General features: G+C 43.6%; 10 protein-coding genes. 3 read left to right on the forward strand and 7 right to left on the reverse strand.

The genetic code is table 11. The annotated features are described in order from the left end of the window. Positions 1-130: 130 nt before the first annotated feature. Positions 131-1,036 carry a LysR substrate-binding domain-containing protein gene (locus tag MSG38_RS01815; protein WP_010429535.1) on the reverse strand — a complete coding sequence of 302 codons (906 nt, stop codon included), beginning with the start codon at positions 1,034-1,036 and terminating at the stop codon, positions 131-133. Between the two features lie 273 nt (positions 1,037-1,309). Between MSG38_RS01815 and focA the strand changes: the two genes are divergently transcribed. Continuing rightward, entirely contained in the window at positions 1,310-2,761 is a 1,452-nt protein-coding gene (focA, locus tag MSG38_RS01820) for a formate transporter FocA (RefSeq protein WP_061038301.1), read from the forward strand. 274 nt (positions 2,762-3,035) lie between these two features. Here the strand turns inward: focA and MSG38_RS01825 are convergent, their stop codons facing one another. The 3 genes from MSG38_RS01825 to MSG38_RS01835 all read right to left on the reverse strand — a co-directional run bounded on the left by MSG38_RS01825 (position 3,036) and on the right by MSG38_RS01835 (position 4,540). Beyond that, on the reverse strand, positions 3,036-3,605 hold the full coding sequence (locus MSG38_RS01825; RefSeq protein ID WP_017059819.1) for a YceI family protein: 570 nt from the start codon (positions 3,603-3,605) through the stop codon (positions 3,036-3,038). After that, entirely contained in the window at positions 3,602-4,141 is a 540-nt protein-coding gene (locus tag MSG38_RS01830) for a cytochrome b (protein ID WP_017059820.1), read from the reverse strand. The genes MSG38_RS01825 and MSG38_RS01830 overlap by 4 nt, the downstream gene beginning before the upstream one ends. Positions 4,142-4,294: 153 nt before the next feature. Further along, entirely contained in the window at positions 4,295-4,540 is a 246-nt protein-coding gene (locus MSG38_RS01835) for a DUF2164 domain-containing protein (RefSeq protein ID WP_017059821.1), read from the reverse strand. Positions 4,541-4,792: 252 nt separating this feature from the next. Between MSG38_RS01835 and MSG38_RS01840 the strand changes: the two genes are divergently transcribed. Continuing rightward, positions 4,793-5,428, forward strand: coding sequence for a hypothetical protein (locus MSG38_RS01840; RefSeq protein ID WP_052879599.1), 636 nt, complete (start codon positions 4,793-4,795; stop codon positions 5,426-5,428). A 577-nt stretch (positions 5,429-6,005) separates the two neighbouring features. Then, entirely contained in the window at positions 6,006-6,743 is a 738-nt protein-coding gene (locus tag MSG38_RS01845) for an EAL domain-containing protein (protein ID WP_082152295.1), read from the forward strand. A gap of 182 nt (positions 6,744-6,925) precedes the next feature. Here MSG38_RS01845 and MSG38_RS01850 read toward each other — a convergent pair whose 3' ends face one another. The 3 genes from MSG38_RS01850 to MSG38_RS01860 are packed head-to-tail and all read right to left on the reverse strand — an operon-like array spanning position 6,926 to position 12,125. Further along, positions 6,926-9,985: an efflux RND transporter permease subunit gene (locus MSG38_RS01850; protein ID WP_248400845.1), complete on the reverse strand. Its 3,060-nt coding sequence runs from the start codon at positions 9,983-9,985 to the stop codon at positions 6,926-6,928. Continuing rightward, the gene (locus tag MSG38_RS01855; protein ID WP_248400846.1) at positions 9,982-11,037 is read right to left on the reverse strand and encodes an efflux RND transporter periplasmic adaptor subunit; all 1,056 of its coding nucleotides are present in this window, start codon (positions 11,035-11,037) and stop codon (positions 9,982-9,984) included. Before MSG38_RS01855 ends, MSG38_RS01850 begins: the two co-directional genes overlap by 4 nt. Continuing rightward, positions 11,037-12,125: an efflux RND transporter periplasmic adaptor subunit gene (locus MSG38_RS01860; RefSeq protein WP_048612522.1), complete on the reverse strand. Its 1,089-nt coding sequence runs from the start codon at positions 12,123-12,125 to the stop codon at positions 11,037-11,039. Before MSG38_RS01860 ends, MSG38_RS01855 begins: the two co-directional genes overlap by 1 nt. Positions 12,126-12,244 lie beyond the last annotated feature (119 nt).

The raw sequence follows: 12,244 nt of genomic DNA on the forward strand, positions 1-12,244 counted from the left end.
GGGAAGATAGCCCTTATTTAGCCGATCACGATCACATTAATAATGTATGAAGTTGTGCATTTATCACTAGATGGAGACCGGAATCGCTTATTCAACACATTTAGTTATTAGCATTGGTGTTGAATAGCGACTAAAGAACCGACCGTTTGCCTTTCATCATGCGCTTACCTTCACGCTTGATACATTCAGCAAGTGGGTTCTCTGCCATGTCAGCACGCCAAATAAAGGACAAGGTTCTTTCCATTTCGAGCTCAGGAACATTCAACGTCACCAGTTGGCCTGACTCAACAAACTGTTCGACATCTAGATAAGGTAAACACGTTAAATATGGGCCGTTTGCAACCAAACTTCTTAAAACAGGAACGTGTTCATACTCTCGCCAAACATCGAGATCGCCAATTAAATGGTGAATAGAGCTATCAAAAACTTTGCGAGTACCCGAACCATGTTCGCGTAATACCCACTTTGCTTGTTCTAATTGCGCCAAGCTGACTCGTTCACGCTTCGCAAACGGGTGATGAGCCGATGCAACCACCGTTAAATGGTCGGTACACCACACTTCTTGGTGAACTCGGTTGTCATCACAACGACCTTCAATAACGCCCAAGTCATATTGATAATCTAATACACCATCAATGACAGCATCGGTACTTTGCACGCCGAGCGAGATTCGCATCTCAGGAAAGTCGTTATCAATAATACTGATGAGATCCGGAACGAGGTGTTCCGCTGGAGTTTGGCTAGCACCTAATTTGAGTTCGCCACTCAACAAATGCTGCTCGTAAAAACCCATCTCAATTTGCTGCGCATCTTGCAGTAAACGCTTCGCTTTTGGCCTTAACCACATGCCCCAATGAGTCAGGGCCATTTGCTTGCCCTGCCTTTCAAACAAAGGCCTGCCGAGCATTTTTTCCAACTGTGCAAGAGACATACTTGTCGCCGACTGAGTCAACGCCAATTTGTCTGCTGCCTGACTAACGCTCCCGGAGTCTGCTACTGCATCAAATACCGCGAGTTGCTTTAATGAATAACGCAAAATTCATCCTTAATGCTTTTAATTATTTGTGTCCTGATGCTCGTTTTTTATAAAGCCAATGAGCAATTAATTTCATTCTACGCGTAACCAAATCTATATCAATAAATTTGATGTGGTTTCTAAAAATTATCAATTTTACCTCTACCCCTCAACGCCCTAATCTGGAATGGCAGGACACAACGAGCCCTGCAAAACATTACTGATTAACCATTACGGATTAACCAGGTCATTAACACTAGGAATTACACATGACGGATTGTTCAAGGGGGGGATATGGCAACCAGCACTTCTGAAAATCATCAACTGTTCTCACCAACAGAAATGATGGCGGAAGCAGAGAAGTTTGCATTAAGTAAAGCAAATAAAACCAGCAGCATGACATTGAGTTTGGCAATCATGGCTGGCGCATTCATCGGGCTTGCTTTTTTATTCTACATCACGGTAACCACTGGCAGCGCTGATGCTGGATGGGGACTGAGTCGCTTAGCCGGCGGTCTTGCCTTCAGTATGGGTTTGATCTTGATTGTGATTTGCGGTGGTGAGCTATTTACCAGCTCAGTGTTATCAAGCATCTCATGGGCTAACAAGCAAATCACCTTCACTAAGATGCTGTCTATCTGGGGCAAGGTGTATGTCGGCAACTTTATCGGTGCCATGTTCCTATTGGCTTTGGTAAGCGCAGCAGGCTTGTATCAACTGGATGGCGGGCAATGGGGCTTAAACGCTCTAAACATTGCTCAACACAAGCTACACCACACCCCAGTTCAAGCGTTTGCTTTGGGAGTACTTTGTAACTTGTTGGTGTGTTTAGCGATTTGGTTAACGTTCAGCTCTGCTAACGCAATGACTAAAGCAATGATGACCGTGTTACCCGTTGCAATGTTCGTAAGCTCAGGCTTTGAACACTGTGTGGCGAATATGTTCATGGTTCCGCTAGGCATCACGATTCAAGCATTCGCACCAGAAAGCTTCTGGATGCAAATCGGCGCAACACCAGCACAGTACGCAGACTTAAACATCATGCAATTTGTCACCGCAAACTTGGTACCAGTGACAATCGGCAACATCGTAGGTGGTTCAGTATTGGTCGGCTTAGCTAACTGGAGCATCTACCGTCGCCCACAACTTAAAGCAGCAAAAATTACCGCTATTACACAAACAACAGAAATTACGTCAGTTAAGGAAATTACTATGAACACAGCAACTACTATCAAGCAAATCATGAACACTCAACCAATTACACTGAGCGTAGAAATGCCAACATCAGTCGCGATTGATACACTTTTAGACGCGCAACTTGTTAGCGCTCCTGTTTGCGATGTTGAAGGTCGTCTAGTGGGTATCTTCTCTGTTCATGACGTAATGGTTGACCTTTGGTGCCAAGATTACATCCCAACTAAAGGCCAAAAAGTTGTAGACCTAATGAGCCGTGACGTTGTGGCAATCGATGCAAACGATAAGCTAGTAGACGTTGCTGAGTTCCTATGCATCGACAAAGAGCAACTGTACCCGACGACAAGCATGGGCTTCGCTACTCGCCTGACATCTCTTTCTCTAGAAGAGCGTGCAAAAGCGATGAAAGTTAGCCAACCACATATGCTTCCAGTGTTAGAAAACGGCGTAATGGTGGGTGTGTTGACTCGCATTGAAGTGATGCAAGCGCTACGTCCAATCTACGGTGACCGACTAAACGTGGTTCCACAAGCTGAACTAGAAACGGCTTAACTAATCTTAAGTTGAACTATTAGGGATTAGTAGTTCAATTAGATAACTCAGTCATGGCAACGTTGACTGGCTAGAGGTAAATGGTGGCTTTTAACGTACTAAACGGTTTGACACAAAACAGACCTAAACGCGTTGCCATTTATCTCAATAAAAAAGGCGCAAAGTGAAAACTTTGCGCCTTTCTCTATTTCTAAATACTGACCTATTTAGTATCGACCAAACTTTTGATGTTTCTAAAAAATGTTGATACCTGTCAGAGAGCTAGAAAGCTAGATTACTTCTTTACACCTTCAACGTGTAGATCCATATCTACATAGCTTGAAGCGCCCATTACTGGAATGTTGAAGTCAGCAAGCTCTAGACGAGTTGTACCAACGAAACCTGCACGCTCACCGCCCCATGGGTCTTGACCAGCACCGATGAATTCAGCTTCGATAACGATAGGCTTAGTTACGCCGTGAAGTTTCAGGTCACCCATAACTTCAAGTTTGCCGTCACCTTTATCAACCACTTTTGTGCTGTTGAATGTCGCATCAGAGAACTTACCAGCATCGATGAAATCACCGCTACGGATATGCTTATCACGTTCTGCGTGGTTTGAATCAAGGCTTGTAGTATCAACCGTTACGTTTACTGTAGACGCTTCAACGTTGCTTTCATCAAATGAGAAGTCACCTGAGAATGTGTTAAAACGACCTTGGATAAAGCTGTAACCCAGGTGGCTAACTTTAAAGTTAACAGAAGCATGCGCACCTTTTGTATCAATCACGTAATCAGCGGCGTTCGCAGCGAAAGGCATTGCCATTGCAAATGCTAATCCTGTAGCGATAATTGACTTTTTCATTTTGAAGCTCCTATCATTTTTCGTAGCGTATCGTCTTTGTCGATAACGTGGTGTTTTATCGCCGCTAAGGCGTGTACTGATGCCATGATGATCAGTACCCATGCAGCATAGTAGTGAATCGTTCCTGCGAGATCAGATTGGTTTGCAAACAGTTCACCCATACTTGGTACAGTGAACCAGTTGAACACGTCGATCCCGCGGCCATCTGATGTTGAAATCAAATAACCTGAAATAAATAAAACCGCTAAGTTAATGTACATAAAGCCGTGAGCGATCTTCGCTGCTGCAACTTCATAGCTTTTACCTTCTACTTTAGGTGACGCGGTAACTAGTTTCCAAACCAAGCGGATAACAGTAACAGTAGCCAAAAGAATGCCTACCGATCGGTGATAGTCTGGCGCTGTTTTGTACCACTCGCTGTAATATGAAAGATCAACCATCCACAGGCCTACACCAAATAAGCCAAATACTGCGAGAGCTGAAATCCAATGCATCGCTCTAGCTAAAGGGTTGTAATTTCTAACGTTGTTGTCCATGCATCTCTTCCGAATGTTAACGAATCGTGTAGTTTTGAAAAGCGTACCCTACACTAAGTTTGTGTAACATATTATTTACCAAGCTTTACAATAGTTACATCATTGCAAATTAAACGAGTTATTCAAATTATTTGAACAAGTTTGGGCTAAACGTTAAATTTCAACAATTTGCTCGATTTCGTAGAGCTCATCTGAGATGTCTAACATTTTGCGTTCCATCACTTTCTGAGCGTCTTCTATCCCCTTGTTGTAGTAAACAGCACCAAACTTTTTGCTGATGAAGTCGACCAAGAATTCCGTGTCGAACTGACCAAGCTCCACATCAAGTTCATCTTGCAGGTACTTTTGGAGCGTATGAGTAAGCTCAGATTTTTGTTTCGAATCTAATTGAATGGTCATGAATGTTTCCAAATAAAGAGTAAGTAGATCAATTGTGATTTGCTGACTAGACTATAGTCGAGGTAACTAGCTAGAATTCCTCATAATTTAGAATACAGACCAGTAGAGCGCCAGTGCTATCCATAAAATCGCTCAGCAATGGTTAATTTTGATAGAGAGATCAAGAACTCGCACTTTGACGATAGGTAACGGAACCGCAATTACCGTACTATTGCCCATCAATAAGATAGTAACCGTGTATAAGGGACTTCATTGTTATTAGATCTAGTGATTAAAAGCGTTAATCAGTTTCAAGACGATTGCCTAAAGCTCTGTGAACGCCACTACCCTACTGTACACAATCAAGGGATCAGTGAGCATCATATAGGCAAGGCATTTGCCCGCCGAATGGAGCACACCTTCGTTAGCTTTAATCATGCAAGCAACATCAGCCCACTTGAAATGCTTTCCTCTAGAGAAACGCCTCGACACTTCCGAATATCTTCCGAAATCGGTACCGTTTGGATGATCAGTCATCATATGGTGAGCGCCGGGAAAACCTGTCGTAGAAAGTTGATGTTGGACATCCATAATTGGCAACAAGAGTATGGATTTTCCATTCAACCCAATGACGTTTTGATCATTGTCTCCGACCATTGGATTAGCCGAAGCAAAAACAGTGGTGAATTACTCCATTGGTGGATGGGTGAGCTCCCAGACGAGGTTACGGAATATAGCCAACAAGGTATCACGCTAAGAGAGAGTGATTCTCAATTCGCCACTGAGTTAAATAACAACTTTAAAATCAGCCCTTGCTTTATTAAATTTGGACACCCTTTAAAACGTTCAGGAAATCAACAACTGGTTCGTAAATACCTGCAACTTTATGCGGTACTTCAATGGCAGTAGGAATACGGGTCAACTTTTTCGTTCAGTTTTGAAAGTACATTGTTAGACCTCTATCCCAATATTTTATAAAAACACATATCAAGCCCTGCCCAATAATCAATCAAAGTTTATCTTCAATAAAATAATAACTTATCAGATCATCATTCATATTTTGAGAAGTAGATATCATTTATATGCAAACGGAGCTGCTTGTTGATATTGCAACTTTGACATTCCCCCATAACCTGGGGCTTTGTCCCTACTTTTAACTGGTGTATTTACGCTGAAAGCTTATATTGATTGATGTTGATATGAGATAGATTACTCAGAGATTAAATTCACAATAATCATTATTAATGGTGAATGATAAGTAATTTTAATGACTAATATCAATTATCATGCTGTTTTTTCGTTAATTATATTTATTTAAATATTGGCTCTACAAATGAGTTTTTATTAATTGACAATTTACTTACACCTGTCAATATTGTGACAGCCGCGACATGTACGTCCGCCATTGAATAAGCCCTCTTTACTAGCGACTATGATTTTATCAGACAGAAGTGAATTTATTAGCTGTATATCCGTAGATGCTGATATGCAGTTTATTGCGAAATACCAAGACCTGACGCTTAGGAGCGTCTATCAACCTATATTCGACTCTTCTATGACTCAAATAGGTGTTGAGGCTTTGGTGCGTATTTCAAATAACAAAGGTGATATTGTTCGTCCTGATCACTTCTTCCATTCCGACGAAACCTCAAGCACAGACAAAATCAATGTCGAGAGGCTGAGTCGAGCGATTCATATTCGTAACTTCGCACAATCTACAATCCGTCATTTACACCTATTTTTGAACGTTCTTCCAAACGTTGGGGAGTTGTTTGCTGCAGAAAAGGTCAGCGATAGCTTGTTAGCTAAACGCCTTCACGAGCTTAACCTTTCATGCGAACAGATAGTGATGGAGTTGGTAGAGTTGAATGCAGAAAGTGAAGAGCGTTTGAAAGATGCCGCCCTTTCGCTTGCGGATAATGGCTTTCAAATAGCGGTCGATGATTTTGGAACACAAGCATCAACCGAACAGCGCGTTCGTCACATTAACCCTCATATCATCAAGATAGACCGCTCGGTTATGTTGGACTTTGAACAAGGCGACACTCGAGAAATGGAGTTAGTGCTTGATCTTGCAAACCAAATTGGCGCAAAGACTGTGATTGAAGGCATAGAAACCCAACAACAACTCGAAGCGATGCAAAGCTTAGGCTTCAATATGTATCAAGGCTACCACTTGGCCATGCCAAAGCCGATTGAGTTGGACATACGCCTAGCAATCTAAAGCCTCCCCTCAACTTACTTAAAGCCGCTTGCCCATTGGGTAGCGGCTTTTTTAATGCTTATCTATTCGTACCCTCTTGCCACTTTCACTTGTTAAGACATTTCAGGAAGGGACAACACGTATAAAAAAGCCCAGTCAAAACTGACTGGGCTGGCTTTAAAGAATCTGTTTTATATCAATCCCTAATAACCCGCAGTGGACGGTTTGATTCTATATAGAATAGCGAACATCACTGGTACTACTATTAGCGTTAGTACGGTAGCAAAGCCTAAGCCTGCCATGATGGTAATCGCCATTGAGCCGAAAAATGCATCGAATACCAAGGGAATCATGCCCAAGATAGTTGTTAGTGCTGCCATAGATACCGGTCGCACACGACTGATCGCGCTGTCGACAACCGCTAAATATGGGTCTTTACCTGTTTGTAGCTCACTGTTGATCTGGTCAAGCAGTACGATACCGTTCTTCAAAATCATGCCACTTAGACTCAATAGACCTAAGAACGCAGTGAAGCTGAATGGCATATTAGTACCTAACAGACCAATTGAAACACCAATGATAGAGAGTGGCACCGTAAACCAAATCACAAGTGGCTTACGAACCGAGTTAAACAGAAGCATAGTGATGATAAACATCAGCAAGTAACCCATTGGCAGTGAACCAAATAGAGATTCTTGTGCATCTTTAGAACTCTCGTACTCACCGCCCCAACTAATGTTGTAACCTGCTGGTAAATCGAGTGCTTCAACCTTTGGTTTTACGCGAGCAAACAAGCTAGCTGGTGTTTCATCACCCAATACATCGTGATCAGCCAGAACCGTTAACGTACGCTTTCTGTCACGACGTTGAATCAGTGGCTCAGACCATTTAAGCTCAACCCCATCGATCACTTGTTCTACAGGAATGTAGGTTTGCAGTGATGGGCTCCAGATCTTCACATTGTTGAGTGATTCAAAGTCAAAACGCTCTTCTTCAGGCAAGCGTGCCACGATAGGTAACATGTGCGTACCATCACGAAGTAATCCGATGTTGTAACCACCAAACGCCATCTGTAGCGTCTCAGACAGATCTGTCTTTGAAATGCCAAGGCGACGTGCCTTTGATTCGTTAAACAGTGGCACGAGCTCTTTGGTGCGTTCACGCCAGTCGTGACGCACATTTCGAGAGCCAGGGTCCGCCAACAGGATATCTTCTACCTCAACAGCTATGCTGCGAAGGATCTGCGGGTCTGCACCGCTAATACGAGCTTCGATTTTTGATGCTGGCGACGGGCCAAACTCAATCAGTTTAAATTGGAACGTAGGTTGTTCAAATTTATTGGCCAAGTCCTTGTCTAGCGCTTCTAGGACTTTAAACATGGTGTCTCGGTCAGTCGTTCGTACCTGCAGCTGACTGTACGCTTCGTAACTTTTCTCTGGTTGGTATGTCAGCGCAAAACGTTGCATGCCCTGTCCAACCGTTGTTGTCACAAACTCAACGTCGTCTTGCTGGCGAATGTAACTTTCAACTTTTTCTGTCTGCTTGATCGTTTCACGCACATCGGTACCTTCCGGCATCCACATATCTACGTAAAACATTGGCGTGTTTGACGGCGGGAAGAACTGCTGCTTCACCATACCAAAACCGACCACAGAAACAGCTAATAGCGCAACCATACTAACTACAGTAAGCCATCTAAATCGAAGTGCTACTTTCAGACACGCACCGAATACTACAAACAGGATGCCTTTGTATGGGTCTTCGTTCTCATCAACCTTGTCTTCTTCTTTAAGCAACATCTCGGCAAGGAATGGCGTTAGTGTTAGTGCTGTTACCCAACTCAAAAACAGTGAGAAACACAGTACCCAGAACAACGAACCCATGAATTCGCCTGTCGCATCTTTCGACAAACCAATCGGTGCAAACGCTGTGATAGCGATAATGGTCGCACCTAACAGAGGCCATTGTGTTTGCTTCACGATGTCTTTTGCTGCTTGAAGCTTGGTTTTGCCTTTCTTCAAGCCAACCAAAATACCTTCAACGACTACAATCGCGTTATCCACCAGCATACCTAGCGCGATGATCAAAGCACCCAGCGAGATACGGTGCAGTTCAACATCGTTGTAGTCCATCAAGATGAACGTACCGAACACCGTCAGTAGCAGTATTAAACCAATGATCAAACCACTGCGTAAGCCCATCGCGAACAGAAGTACGATGATAACAATTGCCACCGCTTCCACTAGGCTGATCAAGAAATCAGCAACAGACTTGTCCACTTCTTGTGCTTGGTTGTAGAAGTAATTCAACTCAACACCAGCTGGCTTAATGCTTTCTAAGCGATCAAATTCTGCATCAAGCGCATTACCGATTTCCACCACGTTTACGCCCGATGAGAACGCAATGCCAAGGTTGATGGCTGGTTTGCCATTGTAAGTTAATACGTTACCTGGCTTTTCTTGGATTCCGCGAGTGACCTCAGCGACATCTTTTAAGCGAATTAGGTTACCCGTATCTCGGCCATGAATGATTAAGTTTTCTAACTCTTCAACCGTGCTCAGCGTGCCGTTAGGTTTGATGGTTAGGCTTTGACCATTGAGCATGACCTCGCCAGCCGATACCACACTGTTTTGCTGTGCGAGCAATGATGTCACTGTCGACATGTCTAGGTTTAACGCCGCTAAACGCTCAAGTGACATCTCAACGAACAATTGCTCTTGTTGGTCGCCTGCGATACTAACCTTGCCTACGCCTTCAACCAGTTCGATTTCACGTGTGAGATAATCAGCATACTGTTTGAGTTCGACGTAATCGTAGCCATCCCCAGTAAGCATAATCATCACACCAAACACATCACCAAAATCATCGATGATCTGGACAGAGTTAACACCACTAGGCAGCGTTGGCTGTAGGTCGTTGATCTTACGACGCATTTCATCCCAGATTTGAGGTAGCTCATCCGGACCATAGTCCATCTTCATGCTCACCATAATTTGAGACATGCCATTCGACGAGGTTGAGGTAATCTTGTCGATATAAGGCAGCTGTCGTATCTCTTTTTCAAGTGGATACGTCAACTCCTCTTCAACTTCCATTGACGTAGCGCCAGGGTAAGTTGAAATAATCATTGCATCTTTAATGGTAAAAGCCGGGTCTTCTAAACGGGATAAGTTGCCAAAAGACGACACACCACCAATGGCTAAAATGACTAGAAACAGCCAGCTGATTACTTTGTTTTTTATTGAATATTCTGCGATGTTCATTCTGCTTTTCCTGACAATTGGATTCCGTCACGGAGTTTTCTTAGATTCGAGTTTACGAGTCGATCACCTTGCTCAACGCCATGAGCGATTAATGCGCCTTGGCCACTGATCTTGTCGACTTCTACTTCGCTTTTGAATGCTTGTCCGTCTTCCATTTTCCACACATAGAACTGATTCGCTTCAGAGCCCGCTTCTAGCGTTGTCATTGGTAATTGGTAGCCTTGAACATCGCTCAGGCCCGCTTTCGCCATATCTACATTGACCGTAACGCTCGTGCCCGGCAGAATTTCACTTTCAGGCTGCTGCATCTGCATCCAAAATTCGTAAGTACGAGATTGTGGGTGCAGTTCACTGGTGTGTTCTAGATACGTCAGTGGATATTGGCCGGTGTGACCGCCAAAGGTCGCCTCAGGACGATAGCTATTTGAACGCATGTCTGGGCTAATTGACGCCAAGATCGAATCTGATACTTGAATTCGCACATACACTTTGTCGTTCTGGTACACACTCAGTAGTGTTTCTCCAGGCGTCGTATTTTCGAATCGTTGCTTATCGACAGTTGAAACTGTTCCTGAGAACGGCGCTAAAAGATCTGTGTAACTTAGCTTGCGTTTCGCCGCCGCCAAATTCGCCGATGCGAGCTTGTAGTTAGCCGTCAGTTGGTCGTGTTCTGATTGCGATAACATTTCGCTGCCAAACATCTCAGTACCACGAGCCAGCTGTTTGCTCGCCAGTTTAAATTGAGATTGAGCATCAGTCAGATCTTGTACGTACGTTGCGTTATCTAAGGTGGCTAATAACTGCCCTTTTTCGACATTGTCGCCCGCTTCTACTAATACTTGTTGAATCTCGCCTGCTAGCTTAAATGCCAAGGGAGTCAATTCGGCTGGCATCACCTGGCCATTAAAACTTCTGAACTGATTAGTAAGCGGTGCGCCAACTTCAAAGGTAGAAACCAACAAAGGCGGTTGCTCACGGTGCACAGCTTCATTGTTACAGGCTTGAAGTAACAGAGCCGACGCGACAACAACTGATAATTTTGAAAGGTTCATTAAATACCGCCCTCACGAAGCCAAGCTTTTACTTGTTGTCCGTCTGATAACACATCCACACCCGCTTCAACGATAAGGTCGCCAGACGACAATCCGTCGATAACCTTGCCTTGCTCATCTAGAAGGACTTGTACTTTAGAAATCAGTTGAGAGTCAGGGTTATAACGCCATAGTTCACCATGGCCTGCGTCTTTGTTTAACCAAGCTGAATCCACAATACCAATGCCGTAGTCAGATTTACTTTTCTGAACTTCAACTTGCGCTGTCATACCAGAAAGTAGATTGATGCCTTCTGGCTTTTCGATAGACACAACCGCTTGGTAGCTGTTGGTGTCTTCATCTGGTTGCGTTGAGATTTCTTTAAAGCGAGTCGGGATACGAATGCCGCGGTGGCTGTCCATCACAACCCACATGTTTGAGCTCGTTAGGTCTTGAATAGAACGGTCTTCCAGCTTTGATACTGGAATTGAAAACGTCACATCCATTTCACTGTGATTCAAGATATTCAGTACAGGCTGCTTTTCTGCGATCAATTGATATTGCTTTCCAAACACCATCGATACCACGCCATCGAATGGAGCAACTAAGGTAGTGTAGCCAAGGTTTGTTTTTGCTTGGTCCAACTCAACTTCAGCGGCAGTAAAGGTGTTCACGGCTTGGTCGTAGTAATCGGTACTGACCAGTTTTTTCGCATATAACTCAGAAGCTTGTTTGTATTGGCTGTTTGCCAGATCAAATTTAGCTTGGGCAGCATCAACGGCAATACGGTAATCCGTCGCGTCTAATACAGCTAACACCTGACCTTTCTTCACTTCTTGTCCCATACGAACATCGAAGGTTTCTATATCACCACCCACTTGGAAAGAAAGTGCCGCACGGTCAGTTGCATCAACCTTTGCAATGAAGCTATCAAGATCAATATCAGTCTGTTGCGGGATTTCGAACAGCTTGACTGGCTTGATTACCTGCTCATTTTCCTCTGACTGAACTTTGTCACATCCAGTTAGAGAGCCTGCGAGCAATAGTGCTGCAATAACAGCTCCCATGCGCTTGCTCGATATGGCATTGATAGACAAATTGGACTGCATGATGTCTCTCCATTTAATTATTATGATTTATTACACAGGTGGGCAGTATATTTAATATTAAATAATTCTCAAGCTTTACTTTCCACTTGTGCAGTATTTTTTATTTCAGTAAAAACAGT

Source organism: Vibrio sp. 1CM24A (genome assembly GCF_023161725.1).
Taxonomy (GTDB): domain Bacteria; phylum Pseudomonadota; class Gammaproteobacteria; order Enterobacterales; family Vibrionaceae; genus Vibrio; species Vibrio coralliirubri.

What these genes read in the sequence shown, in the direction of transcription:
- focA (WP_061038301.1), top strand. Translation starts at nt 1,310, where the DNA reads ATGGCAACCAGCACTTCTGAAAATCATCAACTGTTCTCACCAACAGAA.
- MSG38_RS01825 (WP_017059819.1), bottom strand. Translation starts at nt 3,605, where the DNA reads ATGAAAAAGTCAATTATCGCTACAGGATTAGCATTTGCAATGGCAATG.
- MSG38_RS01830 (WP_017059820.1), bottom strand. Translation starts at nt 4,141, where the DNA reads ATGGACAACAACGTTAGAAATTACAACCCTTTAGCTAGAGCGATGCAT.
- MSG38_RS01835 (WP_017059821.1), bottom strand. Translation starts at nt 4,540, where the DNA reads ATGACCATTCAATTAGATTCGAAACAAAAATCTGAGCTTACTCATACG.
- MSG38_RS01845 (WP_082152295.1), top strand. Translation starts at nt 6,006, where the DNA reads ATGCAGTTTATTGCGAAATACCAAGACCTGACGCTTAGGAGCGTCTAT.
- MSG38_RS01850 (WP_248400845.1), bottom strand. Translation starts at nt 9,985, where the DNA reads ATGAACATCGCAGAATATTCAATAAAAAACAAAGTAATCAGCTGGCTG.
- MSG38_RS01855 (WP_248400846.1), bottom strand. Translation starts at nt 11,037, where the DNA reads ATGAACCTTTCAAAATTATCAGTTGTTGTCGCGTCGGCTCTGTTACTT.
- MSG38_RS01860 (WP_048612522.1), bottom strand. Translation starts at nt 12,125, where the DNA reads ATGCAGTCCAATTTGTCTATCAATGCCATATCGAGCAAGCGCATGGGA.